23 protein-coding genes, 1 tRNA gene and 1 pseudogene are annotated in these 22,871 nt (G+C 66.8%); 14 read left to right on the top strand and 11 right to left on the bottom strand.

Translation table 11 applies throughout. The features are described from left to right. The 3 genes from ACFDTH_RS11675 to ACFDTH_RS11665 form a co-directional block, all read left to right on the top strand. The coding region (locus ACFDTH_RS11675; protein ID WP_375287699.1) for a DNA cytosine methyltransferase at positions 1 to 1,174 on the top strand (1,174 nt) is incomplete at its 5' end. Between the two features lie 77 nt (positions 1,175 to 1,251). Beyond that, positions 1,252 to 1,896, top strand: a complete 645-nt coding sequence (locus ACFDTH_RS11670) for a hypothetical protein (protein ID WP_375287698.1) — start codon at positions 1,252 to 1,254, stop codon at positions 1,894 to 1,896. An 8-nt stretch (positions 1,897 to 1,904) separates the two neighbouring features. Further along, on the top strand, positions 1,905 to 2,993 hold the full coding sequence (locus tag ACFDTH_RS11665) for a helix-turn-helix domain-containing protein (RefSeq protein ID WP_375287697.1): 1,089 nt from the start codon (positions 1,905 to 1,907) through the stop codon (positions 2,991 to 2,993). Positions 2,994 to 3,488: 495 nt separating this feature from the next. Here ACFDTH_RS11665 and ACFDTH_RS11660 read toward each other — a convergent pair whose 3' ends face one another. The 4 genes and pseudogenes from ACFDTH_RS11660 to ACFDTH_RS11645 all read right to left on the bottom strand — a co-directional run bounded on the left by ACFDTH_RS11660 (position 3,489) and on the right by ACFDTH_RS11645 (position 6,913). Beyond that, positions 3,489 to 3,647, bottom strand: a complete 159-nt coding sequence (locus tag ACFDTH_RS11660; protein ID WP_375287696.1) for a hypothetical protein — start codon at positions 3,645 to 3,647, stop codon at positions 3,489 to 3,491. Further along, positions 3,648 to 3,746: pseudogene (locus ACFDTH_RS11655) on the bottom strand (hypothetical protein); the annotation flags it as partial. A gap of 573 nt (positions 3,747 to 4,319) precedes the next feature. Further along, positions 4,320 to 6,611, bottom strand: a complete 2,292-nt coding sequence (locus tag ACFDTH_RS11650) for a relaxase/mobilization nuclease domain-containing protein (RefSeq protein ID WP_375287695.1) — start codon at positions 6,609 to 6,611, stop codon at positions 4,320 to 4,322. After that, positions 6,608 to 6,913: a hypothetical protein gene (locus ACFDTH_RS11645; RefSeq protein ID WP_375287694.1), complete on the bottom strand. Its 306-nt coding sequence runs from the start codon at positions 6,911 to 6,913 to the stop codon at positions 6,608 to 6,610. Before ACFDTH_RS11645 ends, ACFDTH_RS11650 begins: the two co-directional genes overlap by 4 nt. Before the next feature lie 851 nt (positions 6,914 to 7,764). On the opposite strand from ACFDTH_RS11645, the gene ACFDTH_RS11640 reads away from it, so the two are divergent. From ACFDTH_RS11640 to ACFDTH_RS11625, 4 genes are all read left to right on the top strand, one after another. Then, positions 7,765 to 8,463 (top strand): hypothetical protein, encoded by a 699-nt coding sequence (locus ACFDTH_RS11640; RefSeq protein WP_375287693.1) that lies wholly within the window; start codon positions 7,765 to 7,767, stop codon positions 8,461 to 8,463. Continuing rightward, positions 8,456 to 9,358 carry a hypothetical protein gene (locus ACFDTH_RS11635; protein ID WP_375287692.1) on the top strand — a complete coding sequence of 301 codons (903 nt, stop codon included), beginning with the start codon at positions 8,456 to 8,458 and terminating at the stop codon, positions 9,356 to 9,358. The genes ACFDTH_RS11640 and ACFDTH_RS11635 overlap by 8 nt, the downstream gene beginning before the upstream one ends. Before the next feature lie 72 nt (positions 9,359 to 9,430). Further along, positions 9,431 to 10,279, top strand: a complete 849-nt coding sequence (locus ACFDTH_RS11630; RefSeq protein WP_375287691.1) for a hypothetical protein — start codon at positions 9,431 to 9,433, stop codon at positions 10,277 to 10,279. 91 nt (positions 10,280 to 10,370) lie between these two features. Further along, positions 10,371 to 10,565: a helix-turn-helix transcriptional regulator gene (locus ACFDTH_RS11625; protein ID WP_375287690.1), complete on the top strand. Its 195-nt coding sequence runs from the start codon at positions 10,371 to 10,373 to the stop codon at positions 10,563 to 10,565. Here the strand turns inward: ACFDTH_RS11625 and ACFDTH_RS11620 are convergent. Both ACFDTH_RS11620 and ACFDTH_RS11615 read right to left on the bottom strand, forming a co-directional pair. Next, positions 10,562 to 11,857 (bottom strand): tyrosine-type recombinase/integrase, encoded by a 1,296-nt coding sequence (locus ACFDTH_RS11620; RefSeq protein WP_375287689.1) that lies wholly within the window; start codon positions 11,855 to 11,857, stop codon positions 10,562 to 10,564. The two genes, ACFDTH_RS11625 and ACFDTH_RS11620, sit on opposite strands and share 4 nt — an antisense overlap. 343 nt (positions 11,858 to 12,200) lie before the next feature. Then, positions 12,201 to 12,290, bottom strand: a tRNA-Ser gene (locus ACFDTH_RS11615). Between the two features lie 168 nt (positions 12,291 to 12,458). Here ACFDTH_RS11615 and ACFDTH_RS11610 point away from each other — a divergent pair. Together ACFDTH_RS11610 and ACFDTH_RS11605 are read left to right on the top strand one after the other, a co-directional pair. Continuing rightward, positions 12,459 to 13,235: a DUF1134 domain-containing protein gene (locus ACFDTH_RS11610; RefSeq protein WP_375287688.1), complete on the top strand. Its 777-nt coding sequence runs from the start codon at positions 12,459 to 12,461 to the stop codon at positions 13,233 to 13,235. 157 nt (positions 13,236 to 13,392) lie between these two features. Next, a complete protein-coding gene (locus ACFDTH_RS11605) occupies positions 13,393 to 14,016 on the top strand; it encodes an NUDIX hydrolase (protein ID WP_375287687.1) in 624 nt (207 codons plus the stop codon). Positions 14,017 to 14,089: 73 nt separating this feature from the next. Here ACFDTH_RS11605 and pyrC read toward each other — a convergent pair whose 3' ends face one another. Then, positions 14,090 to 15,136: a dihydroorotase gene (gene pyrC, locus ACFDTH_RS11600; protein ID WP_375287686.1), complete on the bottom strand. Its 1,047-nt coding sequence runs from the start codon at positions 15,134 to 15,136 to the stop codon at positions 14,090 to 14,092. A gap of 157 nt (positions 15,137 to 15,293) precedes the next feature. Between pyrC and ACFDTH_RS11595 the strand changes: the two genes are divergently transcribed. The 5 genes from ACFDTH_RS11595 (at position 15,294) to ACFDTH_RS11575 (ending at position 20,037) form a co-directional block, all read left to right on the top strand. Beyond that, positions 15,294 to 16,025 carry a YgfZ/GcvT domain-containing protein gene (locus ACFDTH_RS11595; RefSeq protein WP_375287685.1) on the top strand — a complete coding sequence of 244 codons (732 nt, stop codon included), beginning with the start codon at positions 15,294 to 15,296 and terminating at the stop codon, positions 16,023 to 16,025. 55 nt (positions 16,026 to 16,080) lie between these two features. Beyond that, entirely contained in the window at positions 16,081 to 17,076 is a 996-nt protein-coding gene (locus ACFDTH_RS11590) for a calcium-binding protein (RefSeq protein WP_375287684.1), read from the top strand. 249 nt (positions 17,077 to 17,325) lie between these two features. Continuing rightward, entirely contained in the window at positions 17,326 to 18,372 is a 1,047-nt protein-coding gene (locus ACFDTH_RS11585; protein ID WP_375287683.1) for a cell wall hydrolase, read from the top strand. Between the two features lie 12 nt (positions 18,373 to 18,384). Next, entirely contained in the window at positions 18,385 to 19,176 is a 792-nt protein-coding gene (locus ACFDTH_RS11580; protein ID WP_375287682.1) for a hypothetical protein, read from the top strand. A 66-nt stretch (positions 19,177 to 19,242) separates the two neighbouring features. Further along, complete coding sequence (locus tag ACFDTH_RS11575) at positions 19,243 to 20,037, top strand: calcium-binding protein (protein ID WP_375287681.1); 795 nt, start codon at positions 19,243 to 19,245, stop codon at positions 20,035 to 20,037. 43 nt (positions 20,038 to 20,080) lie between these two features. Here ACFDTH_RS11575 and ACFDTH_RS11570 read toward each other — a convergent pair whose 3' ends face one another. The 4 genes from ACFDTH_RS11570 to ACFDTH_RS11555 form a co-directional block, all read right to left on the bottom strand. After that, positions 20,081 to 20,485, bottom strand: a complete 405-nt coding sequence (locus ACFDTH_RS11570) for a hypothetical protein (protein WP_375287680.1) — start codon at positions 20,483 to 20,485, stop codon at positions 20,081 to 20,083. A 93-nt stretch (positions 20,486 to 20,578) separates the two neighbouring features. Next, on the bottom strand, positions 20,579 to 21,130 hold the full coding sequence (locus ACFDTH_RS11565; RefSeq protein ID WP_375287679.1) for a hypothetical protein: 552 nt from the start codon (positions 21,128 to 21,130) through the stop codon (positions 20,579 to 20,581). A 40-nt stretch (positions 21,131 to 21,170) separates the two neighbouring features. Next, positions 21,171 to 21,512, bottom strand: coding sequence for an SWIB/MDM2 domain-containing protein (locus tag ACFDTH_RS11560; RefSeq protein WP_375287678.1), 342 nt, complete (start codon positions 21,510 to 21,512; stop codon positions 21,171 to 21,173). Between the two features lie 98 nt (positions 21,513 to 21,610). After that, positions 21,611 to 22,871 (bottom strand): YifB family Mg chelatase-like AAA ATPase (locus ACFDTH_RS11555; RefSeq protein ID WP_375287677.1); only part of this gene is annotated, 1,261 nt, incomplete at its 5' end.

The raw sequence follows: 22,871 nt of genomic DNA, 5'->3' as shown, positions 1-22,871 counted from the left end.
CGAGGCGGCGGGATTCGAGACCGCTGTCGCTCTCGAGATCGATGCGCGCTGCGTGGAGACGCTGCGCGCCAACCGCAGCTGGCCCGTCATTGACCGCGACATTCTGGACGTGCCGACCCCGGAGCTGCTCGCCGCCGGCGGGCTGGCGCCTGGCGAGGCCGACGTGCTGATCGGCGGCCCTCCCTGCCAGCCCTTCTCCAAGTCAGGCTTCTGGGCCAGCGGCGAGGCCAAGCGCCTTGACGATCCGCGAGCAGGCACGCTCGGTGCCTATATGCGGGTGCTTGAGGAGGCGCGCCCACGCGCGTTTCTGCTCGAGAACGTCGAGGGCCTCGGATTTCGCGGCAAGGACGAGGGTCTCAAGCTCATCACCTCCGAGCTGGACCGCATCAACGCCGCGCATGGCACCCGCTACTCCGCATCGATTGCCGTGCTCAACGCCGCCGACTTCGGCGTGCCGCAGTTGCGCCGACGGCTGTTCGTGATCGGCTCGCGTGACGGCCGGCGCTTCGAGTTCCCGACACCCAGCCATGTCGACCCGGCGCTTGCCGAGCCAGCGGACAATCGCCCGCGCTATCGACCGGCATGGGACGCCCTGCATGACGTCAAGGCCGATGCCGCCGCGCTCGCGCCAAAGGGAAAGTGGGCCCGCCTGCTCCCCTCGATCCCCGAGGGTGAGAACTATCTGTGGCATACCGATCGTGGCGGTGGCGAGCCGCTGTTCGGCTGGCGCCGCCGCTACTGGTCGTTTTTGCTGAAGCTGGCCAAGGCGCAGCCCGCCTGGACACTGCAGGCGCAGCCCGGTCCCGCGACTGGCCCGTTCCACTGGGCCAGCCGACGGCTGAGCATGCGCGAGATGGCGCGTCTGCAAACCTTCCCCGACGATTTCGAGGTGACGGGCTCGGTCGCCGATGCTCAGCGCCAGCTCGGCAATGCGGTCCCCTCGCTCCTCGCGGAGGTGCTTGCGCGGGCGATCGGGCGGCAGCTGCTCGACGAGCCGATGGATCAGCACGAGCTGACCCTGGCGCTGCCGCCAGCGCCACCGGTGCCAGCGCGCGAGCGCGCCGGCAAGGTGCCCTCCAGCTATTTCGCGCTTCGCGGCGATCATGACGCCCATCCGGGCACCGGAAAGGGATATCGCGCTTCAGCGCGTTCGGAGCTGATCGCTGCCGAGTAGAAGGCTTTCGAGCGTCTGGCCGGGTAGCGCCGCATGCACCGGTGTTGACGTGCTAACTTTCCTCTGCTCACTTGAGGATGAAAATCTTAACAGGGCTGAAGTGCATGCCGGTGCTTGCAGAAGAGTTCGAAGTCCAGCCGAGGCTTGAACAGCTCGGCGTCATGAAGGCGGACCTTCTTCAGGTTGTCCGCGCCGCCGTGGGTGCGCGTCGCAACGCGACCCCGTTCCACCCTTTGAGCGCTGGCGGGCAGCTTGCGTATCTCGCGGGCACCGAGCACCTCCGGCGGGTGTTCGTACCGCAGGGATGGCAGATGTGCCGCCGGGACAACATCGAGTCGATCTTCCACCCCGAGATCGGGATCAAGATCGTCTATCAGAACGCAGATCGCGCCGGCGATCCGATCTTCGATCCGGTCGCGGTGTCGAAGAAGGGCGCCGGCGCTGCCCGCGCGGTCGAGCTGGGCCAATATGATCTGTTCCCGGAAACGAGGCAGCAGGAGGTCGCCGAGCTGACCGCGGCAACCTGGTACCTGTTCGTGTATGCCGATGGGCCGGACGTGCGGGCGGAGCTTTCCTGCCCAGTCGCGATCAATGACGAGCAGTTCGACCAGTTTCACGAGCGCATCCTGCTTGTGCAGAAGGGTGATTGGGACAGCCCTGATCCGCTGGCTGATGACGCGCCCCCGGTTGATTTCGAGGTGCCTGTCTCGCGCAAGAATTGACGGTTGGTATGTTCAACCATCGTAGGCTGACTCTCGGCCGCAAACGGCGGAAGATGACCGCGCGCGCGCTCGCCACGGCTGTGGGCGTCTCGCCGATCACGATCTCGCGGCTTGAGAACGGCGTCAACGAACCCGAGGAAGAAACGCTCGACGCTCTCGCGAAGGCGCTCGATTTCCCGCGGGAGTTCTTCTTCGCCGGGGATTTTGACGACCTGCCGGTTCAGGCGGCCAGCTTTCGCAGCTTGACGTCCATGACCGCCAAGGAACGCGACGCGGCGCTCTCGGCGGGCACGATCGCGTTTCTTTTCGACGACTGGATCGAGGAGCGGTTCAACCTTCCGGAAGCTGATGTGCCGGACATGCGAGCGGATGCGACGCCCGAGGCCGCCGCGCAGGCAGTGCGGGAATATTGGGGCCTTGGCCAGCAGCCGATCCCGAGCATGGTCAAGCTGCTCGAAGCGAAAGGCGTTCGCGTCTTCTCTCTCAACGAGGATACAAAGACGGTCGACGCATTCTCCTGCTGGCGGAACGCACAGCCGTTCGTCTTCCTGAACACCTTCAAGTCGACCGAGCGAAGCCGCTTCGACGCCGCGCACGAGCTTGGCCATCTTGTAATGCATCGCCACGGCGAGCAGCAGGACAGCCGACAGGCGGAGAATGAGGCGGACCAGTTCGCTTCGCACTTCCTGATGCCGCAGGATGATGTCGCCGGCCGCATCCGGTACGTCACCGGGCTGGAGGAGCTGATCCACGCGAAGAAGCGCTGGGGTGTCTCGGTTGCGGCCCTTGCTTATCGCCTGAACAAGATGGGCGTTATCAGCGAGTGGCAGAACCGGACGTTAAATATCGAAATATCGCGGCGCGGTTATCGGACGCGCGAGCCGGAAGGCTTGGAGCCGGAGCAGTCGGTGGTCTGGCCGCAGGTTCTGAGCTCATTGTGGGCTGACCGGATCACGCGCGATCACATCGCTCAGGCGCTCCATCTGCCCACTTACGAGCTCGAGAGCATCCTCTTCCGATTGGTTGGCGGTGCGTCGCGTGGCGCCGCCGCTTCGCCGGGCACAAACATGAGGTTGGTCTCTACCCAGGATAGCTGAAGGAGGCGCAGCGTGGATGCAGGAACGCCAGAGCGGCTCCGTCGCATCTGGAATCAGAAGGACATCCCGGTTCTGCTGAGACGCGGGCCGGGACATCGGGTCCGGATGCGTCTCCCTTACGAGCCTGCAAACCGACGTTGGATTCGGCGCGACCGGCGGACGAACCCCGGGTGGGATGAGCAGCGTCGGTTTTGGGAGGTTCCACAGGCTTGGTTCAACGCGCTGGTCGGCCAATGTCTCGAGAAGTTCGGCAGGGTCTACATTATCCAGCCTTATCGCGAGCAGGAGAAGTGTGCGCCCGCCTGTTGGAACGCGGTGGGTGATGAGTGTCAGTGCTCGTGCATGGGCGATCACCACGGGATGCACAGCCCGGCGGGGCAGTGGAAGGTCGTTTCAGACACGTTCGCGACATCCTGGGGCGAGCAGGCGCTCGCCTGCCGATTGGTCGAGCGAAAGACAGGAACCTGATCCCGTCAGGTCGCACGTTCGACCTACTCAGGACACGAGCTTCAAACGCGCTGGTGCTTCTGACGGAGCGCGCCGAACGCCCTTGGTCCACTGCGCCTTGTTCGTCTCGTGCCAGTTCCTCGCCACAGACTTAAACGTATTACGGGACGCTTCAAGGTTGGCGTTGATCTTGAGCTTCTTCGCCACCGCGGCATCGCGGCCTTCCGCAAGAAGCCGCCGACCCTCGTCGCGGCGATCTCGAACCTCCAGAAGGGACACTAGCGGGTAAGGTCCGATGCAGAGTGTCTTCTGCTTTGAATCGGCTTACGCACTGAAACCAGGCCTCGAAGACCGTTGGTTGGATCGGCAGTTTCCACACCAAGCCGCCCCGAGCGGCTTTCGCCGCCTCTAAGAGCGGAATGAAGCCACAGGAACAAGCGTCCGGTTCCGGGCAGCGTTCAGCTGCGGCTGAGCGTCCGAAAGTGGGTCGTCCCCACTACCATGGGTTCGATTGGGCAGCTCAACGAGGTTCCCCAAAATCGTAATTGCGGGTGATCCTAGTGTCCGCGCTATAGCTCTGGCTTGCTTTGCTGCTGTTCCCATTGCGCCACGGCGGACTCCCGCCCGTCACAAGCGATGACGGGCTTCGATGCTGGCGGCCAAGTTGGCACCTTCATGATATTGCAAAAGCAGCGGATCTGGTCGTCTTGGTACCAGAGCGACGCGGGGCACGATGCACAGGCCGCTGGTGGTGCCTGATATCCGCCGCCAATCGAGAACAGGGCGGGACGGAAGACGCTCCGAATTCCGCCGCCGGGCGGTGAAACAGGGGAGTGCTGAGGCATTGTTTTCTCCTTCGCTGATAAAGTGCGAGTATTCTTAGCGCGTCCGCTGGGCCGCGGATCGACCGCGGCGCTGCTGTTCTAGATGCTGAAGAACGGCGTCTGCTTCGACCGAGCGGTCTTGCGCCCGCGCATCCCTCTCGCCCGAGCGCCACTCACGTGGATCCCAGCTCTGGTCGTGGAACACGCGCGCGAGCATGGCGAGCCGGGTCCGCTGTTGCTCCCGTTCGCGTCGCCGCTGTTCGTCGGCACGTCGCGCGTCGCGGTCGCGCCCGGTGCGATCAAGCGCGACGCGTTCGAGCATCGACCGGAAATCCGCATCTTCGAAGGCCAGGAAAGCGGCGCCGCCCAGACCTTCCTGGCCGCGAAGCGAGTCGACGACTGCCTCCCTTTCAAGCGGCACATCGAACTGGAGCAGATGGTGGCCGATGTCAGCCAGCATCGCAGCCCGGCGGTGTTCGAGAAACGCCTGTATGCGCGGGTCCTCATCAAATAGCGCCGCGACGCTGAGTTCTGACTTGCGATCGAACCTGTCGGCCTCGACCACGATTTCAAGGGGTGCACGGGGTTCCGTGCCGCGTCGGCGCATCGGCAACGGTCCGATGCGCTTAAGATCGGCGAGAACTCGGTCCAGCACGGCTTGGCGCGCCGGGTCCGCGCGATGATCCGGGCGCGTCGGCTCGGGAGCTGCCCTCGGCTCAGTAACTTTCGACGGCTTCACAATCGGCGTGGCAGGTGCACTCAACCGCTGTGCCGACAGCGGCTTGTTGTCGCGATCGACAAGAGCGATGCCCAGCACGGCGGCTCGCTGGGCGCACAGCTGCTCGAATGCAGCCGACCCGTTAATCCGCACTGTGCCCCACCGCTCGGCCGCCATCTTGAGGGCGGCGTCGAGGACCCCGGAGTTCGCCGGCCGGTGAACGATGATTACGGTACGATGGTCGGTGAACACCAGTCTGTCCGCCTGATCGAAGTAGCGCGTCGACCAGTCGCGGTGCTCGGCGCGGAGCCCGACGGGCGGTGACCATCCTCGCTCGCCCGGTCCCGCGGGAAGCAGCAGCGATGGCGATGCGATGGCCGGCGGTTCGGCAGGCGAGCCTGCCGCGCGCCAGGTCTCGACTTTCGTGTGACGCGCATCGGTGCATTTCTTTATGGCGGCGGCGAAGACGGCGTTCAGCTCCTTCTGGGCGGCATCGCCCTCGGTCCGGATCGCGCGCTCGACGCCGCGGTTGTTCGCCGCCGCGACCGCCGCGAGCTGCTTACTAGCCCAAACATCAAGGAGCGCCTGTGCAGCAGCACGATCGGCTCGCAGTCGCTTGAGCTGCGCCGCGTGCGCCGCACGATACTCGTCGAACCCGGGCGTTCGGTCGCGAGGATGCGGGGTGAACGGACCCCAACGCTTCTTCAGCTGCTCCAGCGCAAGCTCCGGCGCGACGGTCGACGCCTTGGCTGAATGGTCGTCAAGGTGGATACGCGCGCCGCTGCCCTTGGCACGGTAGGCGACCTCATAATCGTCGAGCAGGGCGTGGAACTCGGCCCAGCCTTTCGCCTCCGCGCGCGCCCGGAGAATGTCCGCGCGCAAGTTGGCGAGGTCGGACGGCATGCCCGTCCGATCGCGAGGCTTGACGAAACGACCTTGAGTGTCGCGCACCATCACCTCGCTGTCAGGATCGATCACCTGCTCACCGCCCAGCCCCGTCCGGAAACGTCGGGCGTTGGTGTCGAACACCGCTCCGTTCCGGGCATAATAGAGCGCGTTCGGTTCCGCCGCCCAGCCGTGCCGCTCCTCAAGGATGGCGATCGCCTGGTGCAGGTCCTCGATCTGCCACTCGCTGCCCGCCGCCCGGCCGCTTGCCGGATCGACACGCACCGCCGCAATATGCAGATGACGATGCGCGGTGTTGGTGTGTTCGGCGAAGATCGCGGGACACCCCGATAGCCCGGTGGTGGCGAGGACGATGTCGACCGTATCTTCAAGTTGCGCCGGGGTCGGGTTCTCGCCCGGTCGCCAACTCACGATCACGTGGACGACGGGATATTCGACGCGCGGGGCGCTGCTCGCGACCGCGAGCATCTCGATCTGCTGGCCGCCCAGATCGTTGGTCAGCAGATTGCGCGCGCCGATATGCCCCGCCTTCTCGCCGGGCTCGATCCCGTGCGCCTTGGCGTGACGGAGGTATTCGCTGAGCGATCGGACCTGCTCGCGGTCGATCATCGCCATCGCCCAAGGGTCGGCATCGGTGACGTAGCGGGTCAGCGCATAGACGCTGTCGCGTAGTCCCGCGAGCTGTCCCTTGCTGCGGGTCATGCGGATGAGCTTTACGATCATCCGGCGACCTCGGCCCGTGCCACTGCGGTCAGCTCGCGCACGGCCGCGACGATCTCGGCGCGCAGTCCTTCGTCGAACTGACTGACGCGATCGAGCCGATGATAAATCGCGATCAGCTTTGCCAAGCAAGCGATGATCGGTGCGTCATCGCTTGCTCGTGCGAGTAGCAGGTCGCGGGCAAGATCATGTCGGGTCGTCTGCGCACGCGCCGTCGCCGCATCGACCAGCAGCGCTTCTTTCGGCCGCAGGTGAACCGTCACCGAGATCCTATTGTCGATGGACGAACCGGCCTTCCTCTTCATTCTGACCCTCCTTCAAAGCGAGAAGGTTCACCGCCGAGCGACCGGGGTCTGGTTCCAGGCCCCATCCTGCTCGATCCTTTCCTCCCCGAATGCCGACAGCCGGCCCGCAGGCTGGCCGTCGGCGCTCGCTTCATCTCAGCCGCCGTCGCGGCACTTCGCGCTTGTGCAACAAACGGGGCATCGCGCTCGTCGCGAATGCAGCAAGGATCGCGCTGCTCGACCGCGACGTCAGCTGGCATCGCGCCGCTCTGAATCGTGGCAACACGCCGTTGTGCGAGCCGGCTGCGGCTCGGCCGCACGGCATTCATAGCATCGCGGCTGTGGTGCTCAGGTAGCGATGCCTCTGGCGGGTCGTGCGGCGGGCTGCGCCTCGGTCTGCCGAGCCGCGCCCGATCTACCAAAAGATACGACGGGTTCGGGGTAACACGACCGCACTGATGATGCCGAGCGGGATGCTGATTATCCGGCTGACGGCATACATGACACGTAGCCCAGAACGTTGTTCGGCACGATCCAGCGATAGGTCGATGACCGGCGCACGATCGGGAACTCCGTCCTGTTTGTGCGCCGTCAATTTGTCGCTGGGCGACCTGAGCCTGAAACGCTAGCCTAAATGAGCAATTCGCGAGCTGGTGCGGCAGCACGAATGGGGGAACGCTTGGCGTTTTTAGCTGAGAGGGTTGTCGGCAATCACCTAGTGTCGGCCGTTGCACCCATCCGGCGCAGCGGCGTTCAAGACGGTCATCTATGAGCGGATATGTGAGGCCGCGCATGGCCTGCAAGAATGCACCGCCGGACGGGTCTGCGCGTACGGCAATCGGTTGGAAGCGCCACGTCGGCAAGCCGCGGTCGTGCGGCAGATCGAGAGCGCGATTGTCGCCACCGCGATCAGCGCTTTTTCCAGCAGCGGAGCTATCGGCATAGCCGCCGCTTGGAGTTGCGACCCCGCAACCGATGACGGCTTTCGCGCGGTGCTCGGATGGGGACGAAGAGATGCACATCGTGTCCGGGTCGAGGATGCCCGCCGCACCGTCAACGGTCTGGAAAATATATGTTCTTCACTAGGGGTCAGGAGAGATCAGGCGGTTCGGACGACCTTTCCGAGTGCGGCTTCCGGCGCATATCGGTTTTCCGAAAGGGAGACGAAGATGGCAGAAAATGCGAACAAGTGGCGGCGCGAACAGGCCGTGCGACGGCTCGCCGCGCCGGTTGCGAACCGTCGCACAACCGGCACGCTCACCGGAAAGGTGGAAGAGTGCTTCGACGAGATCATGGCCGCCCGGCGCCGTGGCATGTCGTGGAGGCAGATCGCGGAGGCGCTAAGCGGCGAAGACCAGCCTAACCCTGAATCGGTTGAGAGTGCATTCCGCCGGATCTGCGACGAGCGTGGCGTTGCCCCACCCATGCGCAGGCGAAAGGCGAAGAACATCATGGAGCAGGGTGCAGTGACCCCCGTCGCACGTGAACTCGGCAAGCCGATCAAGCCGCAGCCTGTCCAGCAGGACGGGCTGTTCGGCCATGAGCGTTGGGTGGATGAAGGCGATGACTGAGAAGCGCTGCGTGCACGTGCTGACGACCGTCAAGGGTGGTGCCGGCAAGACTGAGACGACCGACATGCTCGAGGCGGTGCTCACGCTGACCGGGCATCGCTGTACTCTCGTCGACGTCGACGACGGCAACCGTGGTCTCGCTCGTCGGGTGGGGGTGCATAGTGTCATAAAGCTGGATTGGACCAGCGGTGTCGAAGATGCTCCCGGTTGGCTCGCGCGGCACGTGAGCGACAGCCCGTATCACCTGCTGTTCGATCTCGGCGCCGGCATCAACAGCTCGGACACGCCAGTCATGGCCTTCCTGCAAACCGTATGGCGGATGCTGCATGACGACGGCGCGAGGATCATCTTCTATTGCATCGTCTCGACGAACGCGCCGACCTCCCGATTCATTGAACGGATGGTATCCACCTATGGCAAGATCGGAACGGTCGTCATCGTCCGCAACGACCAGGATGGATCGCGCGCCTTTGCCGCGGACATCGCCGCCCGCCCTGAACCGAAGATCGATCTGCGCCACCAAGCCCCTGGCATCCAGGAAGTGCGACTCATGCATCGCGCTCGACTTAGCGCCGTCCTCGCAAATCCTCTGCCAGGCTACGGGCTGGCGACGGCCCTGATGACGAGACGGGTCCATGCTTTCGCGCGCCAGCTCACCGCCGTATCCATCATCGATCCGGCCAGCCTTTCCGGACTCGATTATAAATCACCCCACCTGCCGGGATTGATGTACTCTATCCGGCGGTCGAGCGATGCAAACGACGAGCGCATCCTTTGCAATGGTAGGCTGCACGAGGCGCATCACGCTTTCCTGGCCGAGGGTCTTACCGACTCGGAGTTGCTCACCGCCGCCAAGGCCTACCGAGAAGCATGCGCAGATTGGCGATCGCGTTGAACTTCAGTAGGATTTTTACGAGCCGAACGCCAAGTGATCGCGTGAGGGAACGATGAGGCGGGAGGTCATGGGTTGACGACGAATGTGGCTACTGAATACGAGCAGCGTAAAGCCACAGTCGATGGCGATGCCGCCAAGATCGTGTTTGATCGGCACTTCGCGCTTGAATCGTTCAAGCAGGCTATGCCCCCGGGCTCACCATTGCCGCCCGAAACGATTGAGCGCATTCACCGCCGCGGCCATCTCGATCTCGCGCGCTACTGTATGGCCTATGCCCTCGCAGTCGAGAACGCACCCGATACGCCCGAGCAAGCAGCTTTCCTCGCATGCATACGCCGCATCCGCGACGCCGCTGGCGAGATGGTGAGCGCGGCCGACTCCCTCGCGGATCAAATCGTAAGGCACAAAAACGAGACGGGAATGCCCGAGCATATACGCGAGCACGCGCTAAGCCGTCTCGCGTCCGCGTTGCATGGACGCTTTCTTGTCCCCGGGCACGAAGGCGCCTATCTTTCTGCTCTTCTGCCAAAGCCAATCGACAATCCGTTTGCCGGAAACCGCATGATACACGGGCTGACCGACTGTGCCGCCGTCTACAACGAAGCATCGGATATCATCGCCGAGTACCGCGAGGGTGTGATCGACGACCAGTCGGGCGGCACTCGCAAGCGCGGAATGCGCACGGGCAACCGATCGAACCGCGGACGCCAGGCTTTTATCCGCGATCTTGCTGACATTTATCAGCAGGTAACGAGCAACGCGCCGAAAGCCCCGAACAACAACGGAAAGAGCGGACCGTTCGTGCGGTTTGTGACCCATGTCTTCGCCGCGATGGCCAAACAGGATCTCGTTCTGCTCGATCGATACGCGGTCCAGCCTCCCTCCGCTCACGTGATCCGGACAGCATTGGGCGGACCCTAATCCGCATGACCGCGCGGTGGAATCATTTCTGCCGGTCCACGGTCCTGCTGTGATGAATCATATCGACGTCCTCGACCCAAGGAGGACCTTCATGACCGAGAGCCGACAGCCCGTTTACGTCAGCATCAAGCAGATCGCCGGAATGACCGGCAGCAGTGTCTCCAGTGCCAAGCGCGATGCCGAGCGCGCCGGATTTCCCGATCCGTTTTATTTCGGCAAGCGCAAGCGCTGGCTCCGCAACGAGGTCGAAGCCTATAACGCGCGCTGCCGCCGCCCGCGCAGCTAGATGCTGCGTCGGCGGCGGCCCTGCCCAATCGCCTCAACCGGGCAAGCGCCATCGAGCAGCATCTCGGCCCAGATCGTCGCGAGCTTCCGACGCCGCTCGAGAAATCCGGCGCGCATATAGCGCAATTCGCTGGGCGAGATACCGATCGGGATGTGCGCTAGCATAAGATCGAGGATCAGCGGATCGCGTGGTCCGCCATTTTCGATTACCCACTCGTTCATGATCGTCGAGAAGCTCGCCCGCCAGCCATGCGGGACTTGGAGCTTGCGCAGTCCCTCACGGAGATAGAGGTAAGATAGCGCATTCTCGCTCATCGGTTTGACGATGCTGTGCTGGCCGCAAAAGACGTATTCGCTACCCGCGCTGAACAGCCACGCCTGTCGCAGCACATCTACTGCGGCACTGGAAAGCGGTACCGGATGGTCGAAAGCGCCATCCTCGCGCAAACCGATTTCTTGCTTCATCTTTTGGGCAGGCACTGTCCAGATCGCACCGTCGTTTGGTCGGACACCCTCGGGATCGAAATCCTCGATCTCGTCCCAGCGCATCCACCTGACCATTCCCGGCCTCTGCGATGTTAGCGCTAGGAAGCGAGACCCGAGCTTGACGACCGGTGTCGCCTCGGCGCCATCGGTGATCGCCAGAACCTCACGCGCCTTGCCAATTTTCGTGACCGCCGGCCAGCGCCGTGACGGCGGCTTGGCCCTGAGCACTTTGACTAGCGAAGCTGCCGGATTGGTGATGGCTCGTCCTTTGGCGATGCCAAAGTCATAAATCGACGAGATGCGCTGTCGTAGGCGATGCGCGGTCTCGATAGCACCACGGGCTTCAACCTTCTGCAACGTAGCGAGGACGATCGTCGAATCGATACTCATGACCGGCAAAGAGCCTAGGTCGTCGAAGATGTCTCGTTCGAGACTCTCGATGACGTCCGCGGCGTGGACGGGCTTCCAGCGGGGCTGCTCCTTCGCATACCAGTCACGCGCGAGAATTTCGAACGTGTCCTTAGCCGCGAGCCGATGGGCAAGCACTGCGCGCTTGGCCTCTGTGATGGGGTCCTTGCCCTCCTTGAGGAGCTGCTTGTCGGCCTTGCAGATGTCGCGTGCCTGCTTGAGCGTGACCTCGGGGAACGTGCCCAAGGTGCGGAGCTTCTCCTTGCCGCCGTACCGGTATTTGTGGCGCCATGAGCGATGGCCTGTCTTCGACACGTCGAGGCGAAGCCCGTGGGCATCGCTCAACTTGTATGCCTTGCCCCTTGCTTTAGCCGCTTTGCACTGCGCGTCAGTCAACATTCTGCCGGTCTTTCCTTCAAGCCCTCATTCTGCGGGCTTCAAACCAGCTGACTCTCCGATGCGCCGAGTTCAATCGGTCGCTATCTTGCTGACATCGCGTGACTATCTCTGGCGAAAAAACAAGCGTCGAGGCCGCCCTTTCCGTGCTGTTAAGCGCCTTCAAGCACCCTCAGACGCGGCAGCTCGATGTTACCCCCAATCGCCTAAGTGATACCCCCAGGCATACCCCCCGCGCGCTGGCATGATACGACCTCGGGTGCCTATTGGTGACCTCGACCGTTCCGTTGAAGCAGCGGAAATCCGAGGGTTTTGACACCCAATGGTATCATCTGAGATTGAGGGTTGGCGGAGACGGAGGGATTCGAACCCTCGATACGGTTTCCCGTATGACGCTTTAGCAAAGCGTTGGTTTCAGCCACTCACCCACGTCTCCGGCGTCTGGCAGGCGGCGGGCTATAGCGGGGTGCGGGCGGGCGATCAACGGGGCTTCGCGCCACGGCCGGGCGCGAAAGCGACTCGGGTCATCGCCCGTTCATTGCCGCGCGCCCAAGCTGTGGGCTTAACGTACCAGGCGGGAGCTGTTCCCGGGGGATTGTTTGAGATGCGCAACGTCCTGGCGGTGATCGCCGCCGCTTTGATCCTGGTGGGCGGGCCGGCACCGGCACAGGTGCGCACGATCGATCCCAACCAGTCGGTCGACGGCGATCTCGACGCGCCGCCGCCGCCCGCCTCCCGTCGCCAGCCGCCGCAGCGCATCGAGGAGCCGTATCGCGAGCCGCCCGCCACCGACCAATCGCCCTATGACGAGCCGCCGCCCGCCGATGTCCCCCCTCCCCCGCCGCCGGCGCGCGGCCCCGGCCCGCAGGCACGCGCCGAGGCGACCACCACCGCCGCCGAAACCTTCGAGCGCGACGACCTGATCGGTGCGGGCGAGGGCGTGTTCGGCAAGGGCGCCGAGGGCTTCGGCCAGATGATCGAGCGCATCCTGCGCGATCAGGGCCGGCCGAACGCTTATATAGCCGGGCGCGAGGCCTCGGGCGCGTTCGTCGTCGGGCTGCGCTACGGCTCGGGCATCATGACCCACAAGGTCGAGGGCCAGCGCGAGGTGTTCTGGACCGGCCCGTCGATCGGCTTCGACGTCGGCGGCGATGCCAACAAGGTGTTCGTGCTGGTCTACAACCTCTACGACACCGAGGAACTCTACCGCCGCTTCCCCGCCGCGGAGGGGCGCCTCTACCTGGTCGGCGGGTTCGCCGCGACCTACCTCCGCCGCGGCAACGTGGTGCTGATCCCGGTGCGGCTCGGGGTCGGCTGGCGCGCGGGCGTCAACGTCGGCTATATGAACTTCACCCACAAGTCCCGGTGGCTGCCGTTCTAGGCGCAGCGCGGCGTGCTGCGTGCCGCAGCACGACTCGCGCAAGCCCGGCCGGCGGGTCACGCAGTGAAACCGTCCGACGACGCGAGATTTACTCCCGCGGCGCGGCCCGCCGCCAGCATTGCGCAGGACGCGCAAGCCCGGCCGGCGGATCACGCCAGTGAACCCGTCCGACGACGCGGACGTGCCCGCGGCGGGCGCCCACCGCGACCCCCTCGCCCCGTGGACCGTCACCGCCACCCGCATCGTCCACCAGGACCGCTGGATCACCCTGCGCGCGGACGATTGCGTCACCGTCGACGGCCACGTCATCGCGCCCTACTATGTCGTCGGCTTCCCCGACTGGGTGGTGATCGTCGCCACCGACACCGACGGCCGGGCGATCCTGGTGCGGCAATATCGCCACGGCATGGGCGTCACCTCCACCGAACTGCCCGGCGGCGCGATCGAGCCCGAGGATGCCTCCCCCGCCGCGGCGGCGCTGCGCGAGCTGCGCGAGGAGACCGGCTATGTCGCCGACGCGGCGGAGGTGCTCGCCACCCTGTCGGCCAACCCGTCGAACCATGCCAACCGCTTCCACGTCGTCCGCATCCGCGACGCGCGCCGGATCGCGGAGCCGCAGGACGAGCCGAGCGAGCGGATGCTGGTGCAGGCGGTGCCGCTGGCGGAGGCCTGGGCGCTCGCCTGCGCGGGCGGCATGGTCCAGGCGATGCACGTCGCCGCGCTGTCGGTGGCGGTGGGCTCTTCTCCCCTCCCTGCAAGGGAGGGGCCGGGGGTGGGTTGATGCCTGGCGCTACCGCGCTGAAAGGTGCCGACGGAGCCGTATCGCCTCGCCTCCACCCACCCCAACCCCTCCCTTAAGGGGAGGGGCTCAGAAGCCGCCACCCGATCGTCTCACCCGCATGGAACGGCACCACCGAAAGTTCGCCCTCCCCCACCAGCGCCGGCACCGTCACCTCGGCCCGCTCCAGCGTCACCTTCCCCTCGTTGAGCGGCAGCCCGTAGAAATGCGCGCCATGCTCGCTGGCGAACCCCTCCAGCCGGTCGAGCGCGCCCTCCTCGTCGAACACGCGCGCATAGCTTTCCAGCGCGAACGGCGCGTTGAAGATGCCGGCGCAGCCGCAATCCTGCTCCTTCCGGCCGATCGCATGCGGCGCGCTGTCCGTCCCCAGGAAGAACTTGGGCGAGCCCGACACCGCCGCGGCGCGCACCGCCAGCCGGTGCCGCTCGCGCTTCACCACCGGCAGGCAGTAGGCGTGGGGGCGCAGGCCACCATCGAACAGCGCGTTGCGATTGAGCAGCAGGTGCTGCGGCGTGATCGTCGCCGCGACCGTCGCCGGGGCCTCGGCGACATACTGCGCCGCCTGCGCCGTTGTGATATGCTCCAGCACGATCTTCAGCGCGGGGAAATCGCGCACCAGCCCTTCCAGCGTCCGCTCGATGAACACCGCCTCGCGGTCGAAGATGTCCACCGACCGGTCGGTCACCTCGCCATGGATGCACAAAACCATGCCGATCTCCTGCATCCGCTCCAGCACCGGCCACAGCCCGCGGATGTCGGTCACGCCATGCGCGGAGTTGGTGGTGGCGTGCGCCGGATACAGCTTGCACGCGGTGAACACGCCCTCGCCATGGCCGCGCGCGATCTCGCCGGCGTCAGCATCGTCGGTGAGGTAGCAGGTCATCAGCGGGGTGAAGCCCGCGTCCGCCGGAAGCGCCGCTAGGATACGCGCGCGATAGTCCGCCGCCGCCTGCACCGTCGTCACCGGCGGGGTCAGATTGGGCATGATGATCGCGCGGGCGAACTGGCGCGCGGTATGGCCCGCGACCAACTCCAGCATCGCGCCGTCGCGCAGGTGGACGTGCCAGTCGTCGGGGCGGCGGAGGGTGAGGCGGTCGGTCATGGCCCGGCTATACACCGCTTGGGACGGCAGACGAGCCCATCCCCATAGCCCCCCCCCGGCGAAAGCCGGGGCCCAGTTGCGAGCGGCCCGATGCTGGGCCGCGGCCTTCGCCGGGGAGGCGTTTGGTTTGAACTGTTCGCACCTTATCTCTGCCACCATGATCGATACCACCCCGACCACCCTCGCCGATCGCGCCCTCGTCCGCCTCTCCGGCCCGGACGTGCGCGGCTTCCTCCAGGGGCTGGTCACCAATGACGTGACGGGCGCACTGCCGGTCTGGGCAGCGCTGCTCTCGCCGCAAGGCAAGGCGCTGTTCGACTTCCTGGTCTGGACGGACGGCGACGATCTCCTCCTCGACTGCGAGGCGACCCGCGCTGAAGCCTTGGCGAAGCGCCTCACCCTCTATCGCCTGCGCCGCCCGATCACGATAGCGCCCGAGCCGGACCTCGCCGTCCACTGGTCGCGCGACGGCAGCGAGGGCGTGCCCGACCCGCGCCTGCCCGAACTCGGCCACCGCTGGCTCGCCCCCGCCACCGCACCCGCGACCGGCTGGCACGCCCACCGCCTGTCGCTCGGCGTCACCGAAGGCGTGGCGGAGCTGGGCGACGGCGCCACCCTCTGGCTCGAATGCAATGCGCGCGAACTCAACGGAGTCAGCTTCGGCAAGGGCTGCTATGTCGGTCAGGAGAATACCGCGCGGATGAACTGGCGCAGCAAGGTCAACCGCCGGCTGGTCGTGGCACCGCTCGGCGAAGCGGGCGACCGCACCCGCGCCACCTATCCCGAGTTCGGCCTTATGGTGGAGCATCGCCGCGTCGAGGCGCTCGGCGACGTCCTGGTGCCCGCTTGGCTCGCGGCGGCGCTCGCCGCACCGGTGGACGAGACATAAGCGATTGACTTCGCCGCTGTTTTCCCCTTGAGCGCGCGCCAGGCGGGGAGATGACATGCGCTTCAAGGGTACCGACGGTAACGACAGCTTCGCGGGCACGGCGGCGGCCGACATGGCCTATGGCTATGCCGGGATCGACCGGCTGTTCGGCGCGGTCGGCGCGGACCTGCTGGCCGGGGGCGACGGCAACGATATCCTGTCCGGCGGTGGCCAGATCGGCAACCAGTTCGCGCAGAGCGGCGGCGCCGACCTCGAAGCGGACCGCATCTTCGGCGGCGCGGGGGACGACATCGTCGCAGGCGGCTGGAACGACCGGCTCGCCGGGGGCGACGGCACCGACATCCTGACGCTGGACCTTTCGGGTGTCCACCGGCGCATCCGCATCGATTTCGGCGCCATGGCGGAGGGCGGGCGAGTCCGCCTGGGCACCGGCTTTGCGGAGGGGTTCGAGCGGCTCGGCACCGTGATCCTCGGCGACCGCGACGATGTCGTCGCGCTCGGCGGCGTGGCGCCGGGCGGACTGTTCGGGCGCGCGATCTCGGGCGGCGACGGCAGCGACCTCATCGATGCGCGCGGGCTGGTGGACGATCCGCGCCGGGACGAAGGCCCCGGCGGCATCATGGTCGGCGGCGCCTATACCATCGATGGCGGTGCGGGCGCGGACCGCATCTTCGGCAGCCGCTGGGATGACGAACTGTACGGGGATGCGGGGCGCGACACCATCGTGCTCGGCGGCGGGCGGGATATCGTCTATGCGGGCAGCGGGGACAATCTGATCGTCGCGGACGTCTATGCCGACCCTCGTGGCCTGGATTTCAGCGTCGACATCTTCGGGGGCCCGGGCACCGACACCGTGCAGGTCGATGGCAATCGTGCCGACTGGTTCGCGGTCGTCGATGGCCGGGACGCCGATTTGTATCGCGGCTACGACAATGATCCGAACAAGGAGGATCACCTCGACCTGTCCGGGGTGGAGCGCATCGCGTTCGACGACGGCACCGTCTCGATCCGCGACCTGGCGACGCCCGTCTCGCTCGATCTGGTGATCTGACGCAGGCGCGATCAGGCTGCGCTCGTGGGCGCGGCGACCGTCCTTTGGATCGGCCGCAGGTGCCGATCGGGCGCGCTGTCCTACAGCACCCATCGCCTGATCTACCGGGCCATGTCGCGCCCCGCCGACTTCCTTATCACCCGCGCCAGGTTCGCGAACTTGCGCACCACCGCGTCACCTTAACCATGATCCGTCCCCGCCCGGGACGCGAGGCAAAGGAGTGGGGAAATCCTCAACGATTTGCCGTAGTTGGGCGCGGCCGAACCGCATCGGAGTCGTCCGCTGACCGCCGCCGCCATCCACTCTCGCGATCTCGCCCGCCGCCGCGCCGCCGCGACGAGCGGGGGATTGCGCGCGTGGCGGCAGGCGGCGCTGATCGCCGCGCCGATCGTGCTGGCGATCTCCGCGCTCGCGTTTGCCGCCTGGAACCTGTTCGCACCCGAGCCCGCGATCGCCCGCGCCGCGGTGGCGCGGTTGCTGCCCACGCCGGCGGTCGAAGCGGCGTTTGTCGGCGCCCTGCCCAGTGCCTCGCCCGCGGTCGGCACCACCGGCACGATCGCGCTCCCGCCAGAACCCGTGGCGCCGCTCCCGTTCGTCGCCACCTCTGCCGCGCGCGCGTTCGACATGGGCCGGTCGAGCGGCACCGATCGCGGCCGTGCGCTCGATTGCCTCGCTACCGCCATCTACTACGAGGCCGCGTCGGAGCCGGACGACGGCCAACGCGCGGTGGCGCAGGTGGTGCTCAACCGCGTCCGCCATTCGGCCTTCCCGAACACGGTGTGCGGCGTGGTCTATCAGGGCAGCGAGAAGGCCGGCTGCCAGTTCAGCTTCGCCTGCGACGGCGCGATGGCGCGCCTGCCCTCGCGGACGGGGCTGGCGCGCGCCACCCGCATCGCCGCCGCCGCGCTCGGTGGTTACGTCTTCGCGCCGGTCGGGCTGGCGACGCACTACCACACCTATGCGGTCACCCCGGCGTGGAACCGCACCCTGGTGATGACCGATGCGATCGGCGCGCATTTCTTCCACCGCTGGAAGGGCTATTGGGGCACCGCCGCCGCCTTCACCCGCGGCTATCGCGGCGGCGAGCCGGTGCCCGGCCCACATGCGCGCATCGCCCCGCCCGTCGTGCCGATTGCGCCGGTCACTCCGGTGATCGCAGCCGCGGCGCCCGCTCCGAAGATCACCGCCCCCGCCGTCATCCAGACCGCGCATCTCGACAGCGGCACGCCTGCCGGCCCGCTGCCCGAATCGCAGATTCTGGATCGCTGGAAGGACTCGGGCAAACCGCTACGCTGAGGAGAGACAAGCATGGCCATCTACAAGGGCAGCCGACGCGACGACGACTATCGCGGCACCCGCTCCGCCGACCGGATCAGCGGTCTGGGCGGCGATGACCGGCTGCACGGCGGTTCGGGCGACGACGTGATCTTTGGCAACAGCGGCGACGACTGGCTGGCCGGCGGCAATGGCGATGATGTCCTCAACGGCGGCAAGGGGTTCGACATCGCCAGCTACGCCGACCTCGGCGCGTCGGTGCTGGTCGACCTGACCAAGGGCCGCGGCGAGGACAGTTTCGGCGACCGTGACACGCTGCGATCAATCGAAGGCGTCGAGGGGTCGGTGCTCAATGATTCGCTCACCGGCAACGACGCGGCGAACTGGCTGTCGGGCGGCGGCGGCAACGACTTCCTCTACGGACTGGGCGGGAATGACACGATCACCGGGGGCGACGGCAACGACATCATCACCGGCGGGCGCGGCGCGGACGTGATGAGCGGCGGCAACGCCAACGACATCTTCGTCTTCGCCGCGGGTGACATCGGCACCACCCCCGAGACCGCGGACCGGATCACCGATTTCGGCACCGCCAGCGACCTCATCGACCTCAGCGGCATCGACGCGGACGTGACCCGCGGCGGCGATCAGGCCTTTACCTTCCTCGGCACGCGCGCGTTCACTGGCGATGCAGGCGAGCTGCGCTACCAGGTGGTCGACGGCACCACCTGGCTCGCCGCGGACGTGGACGGCGACCGGGTGGCGGACGGCTACCTCGCGCTCGACGGGACGCACGCGGTGCAGCCGGGCGAGCTGATCCTCTGAACCGGCCGCGGGGCCGGGCGTTGCACGTTCGTGCCGGTTTCAGCCGGCGCTGGTAAGGAGTAACACATGCGAACCTATCACGGCACCAACCGCCGCGACATCTTCGACGGCAGCAACCAGGCCGAGCGCGTCTTCGCTTATGGCGGCAACGACGACATCTTCGGCTATGGCGGCAACGACCTGCTTTATGGCGGCGGCGGCAACGACCTGCTGGTCGGCGACAACGGCAATGACAAGCTCTACGGTGAGGCCGGATCGGACCTGCTGGCCGGCGAGCGCGGCAATGATCGCGTCGATGGTGGCAAGGGCTTCGACTATGCCACCTATTTCTATGCCCCCAAGGGCGCGAACGTGAACCTTGCCACCGGCCGCGCGCAGGACGGCTTCGGCGGCACCGACACCCTGGTCTCGATCGAGGGCGTTTACGGATCCAAGTTCGCCGACACGATCCGCGGCGACGGTGGCACGAACGAATTGTTCGGGAACCAGGGCAATGACACGCTGATCGGCGGCGGTGGGCAGGACTTGCTCGTCGGCAACAAGGGCGCCGACCGCTTCGTGTTCAACGACGGCGACGTGGGCGAGAAGCTGGCCAACGCGGACCTGATCGGTGACTTCAGCCGCCGCGAGGGCGATGAGATCGACTTGTCCGGGCTCGACGCCAACGCCAACCAGGCCGGCGACCAGGCGTTTACCTTCGTCGGCGGCGCCGCGTTCAGCGGCAAGGCGGGCGAGCTTCGCTTCGAGGGGATCAACGGCGAAGGCGTGCTGATGGGCGACGTGGACGGCGACGGCATGGCCGACGGCTTCATCCGCGTCGACACCGCCCAGGCGATCCTCGCGGGCGACCTCGTCCTGTAATCGAAAGTGGGGCGCGCCGGTCCGGCCGGCGCGCCCTGCTGCCTCAGCGGCAGCGCACGTTATTGCGGTCGATCGACTGGCCAAGCGCCGCGCCGCCGACACCGCCCAGCACCGCGCCGAGCAGACCCGAGCCGCCCGGCTCAAGCGCCGCGCCCAGCGCGCCGCCCGCGATACCACCGACGATCAGCCCGGTGGTGCCGTCGTTGCGGCGGCAGTAATAGCGGCCGTCGCGGCCCGCATAGATGCGGTCGTTGCGGCTCAGCCGCCGCTCGCGATAGCGCGGGCCGTCGCGATAATATTGGTCGGCGTAATAGCGGCCGATCGCGGGATCGGGCCGGTTATAATCGTATCGGCCATAGCCGCCGTCGGCATAGCGCGGGCCGCCGTCGCCGACGCACCCCGTCACCATCACTGCTGCCCCGATCGCGGCGAGCGCAACACTCCGCATGACATGTCTCCTGCTGGTTGGAATGTAGGGGCAATGAGCGAGGGCGGCCAAAGGTTGCGGGAAAGCGGACCCGCACGGGCTGGGCGCGGCGGATCAGGGGACCGTGACCGGGCCGGGCGCCTCATGCGGATAGCTGCGCAGCACCGTGCTGCACAGATCCGCGACGGTCGCCGCATCCCGGGTCGACGGGTCGCCGGCACGGACGGTGACCGCGGCGCCACGCCATACGATCGCGCCGGACCTGCGTTCGCGGATCTGCACCGTGAGCGCGAACCGGACGAGCGGAACCACACGGGTCTTGCCGCCAGAGAGCGGCACGCTGACCCCGCCGCCGGCGGCTCCGCCGACGAGCCCCGGGATCACCGCCGCCTGCCCGCTCGGCACGCTGGCCGATCCGGTGCCCACCGCGGTGCGGTCAAGGGTGACCGCCGCGACAAAAGCCGAGTGCCCGGTGCCGGGCAGGATCGTGAAGCCGCGGTCGGCAAGCGCCTCGCGGAGCCGTTCCGCAACAGCAGGCGCTACGGGCGGCGCATCGGGGCGACCCGCGGGCTCGACGCTGATCGTCCCGCCGCCGGGCGGCGCGGCGGCAGCACACAGGAGGGCCGCCGCCATCGCCGCGACGATCCGCGGGCACAGGGTGGTCACGGCTGACCGGCCTGCCGGACGGGAGCGACTGCCCGCGCGGTCATTCCTTCTTGGCAGTCAGGTGTGCGCTGAGATGCTTGTTCATCTCGAACATGCTGGCGGATTTCTTGCCGAAGATCTTCTCCAGCTTGTCGTCCGCGTTGATCTGCCGACGGTCCTTCGCGTCCTGAAGATCGTGCTTCTTGATATAGTCCCACACCTTGCTGACCACCTCGCTGCGAGGCAGGTCCTTCCCGCCGACGATCTCGGCGAGCTCGGGTGAGGGCGTGACTGGCGCGGTGATCCCGCCGCGGGCGCCGCCAGCGGGCTTGCCGGTCTTCTTGACCTTCTTTTCGGCGGCCTTGGTCTCGTCCTTACCGCGTCTTTCAGCCGTACGTGCCACGCGAACCTCCCTGCATCGCGCCGCAACGGCGCTGGAACGAGACGGTTTACGCCCTGATCTGGTTCCCACCACCCAGTTTTTGCCGTGCGGCGCGGATGCTAGCTGACCGGCGCGCGACGTCGGTAGCTCAGCGCCTCCGCCACGTGGATACGCGTCACCTGCTCCGCGCCCGCGAGGTCGGCGATCGTTCGCGCCACCCGCAGCACGCGGGTATAGCCGCGGGCGGAAAGGCGCATCGATTCGGCCGCCTGCGCCAGCAGGGTGCGGCCGGGGGCGTCTGGGGTGGCGACCTCGTCGAGCAACGCGCCATCGGCCTCGGCGTTGGTGCGCACCGCGCCGACGTAGCGCGCCTGCTGCACCGCGCGCGCCGCTGCCACGCGGGCGGCGACCTCGGCGGAACCCTCCGTAGGCGGCGGCAGAACGAGGTCGGCGGCGGTGACGGCGTTGACGTCGACATGGAGGTCGATGCGATCGAGCAGCGGCCCCGAAACCTTGGCCTGATAGTCCGACGCGCAGCGCGGCGCGCGGGCGCAGGCGAGGCCGGCGTCGCCGAGATGCCCGCAGCGGCACGGGTTCATCGCCGCGATCAATTGCACGCGCGCCGGGAAGGTGACGTGCGCATTGGCACGCGCGACGCTCACCGTGCCCGTCTCTAGTGGCTGACGCAGCGAATCGAGCACCGCGCGATTGAACTCCGGCAGCTCGTCGAGGAACAGCACGCCCAGATGCGCGAGGCTGACCTCACCCGGCTTGACCTTGAGCCCGCCGCCGGTGAGCGCCGCCATCGACGCTGAATGATGCGGCGATCGGAACGGCCGCGTGCGCGTGAGCCGGCCACCGGTCAGCGTGCCCGCCACCGACTGGACCATCGACACCTCCAGCGCCTCGGCGGGATCGAGCGGTGGCAGGATCCCGGGCAGGCAGCTCGCCATCAGCGACTTGCCCGCTCCCGGCGGGCCGCACATCAGCAGGTTGTGCCCGCCTGCCGCGGCGATCTCCAGCGCGCGTTTGGCGGTCTCCTGTCCCTTCACCTGGCGCAGGTCCGGCCCCGACCGCCCCTCCTCCACGTCGCCCGCCTGCGGTGCGGCGAGCAGGCCGTGGCCGTTAAGATGGTTGAGCAGCGACAGCAGGTCCGGCGCGGCGATCACCTCGATTCCGCCCGACCAGGCCGCCTCCGGCCCCTGTTCGGCGGGGCAGATCAGCCCCTTGCCGATTTCCGCGGCATGGAGTGCGGCGAGCAGCACGCCCGGCGAGGGCGCGATACGGCCGTCCAGCCCGAGTTCGCCGACCACGACATAATCGGCCAGCGCCTCGGCATCGACCACGCCCATCGCGCCGAGCAGCGCCAGTGCCAGATCG

The organism is Sphingomonas sp., from assembly GCF_042096255.1.
Classification (GTDB): Bacteria; Pseudomonadota; Alphaproteobacteria; order Sphingomonadales; family Sphingomonadaceae; genus Sphingomonas.
Note: the sequence above shows the minus strand (reverse complement) of the source record. Positions and strands in the feature narration are given on the sequence as shown.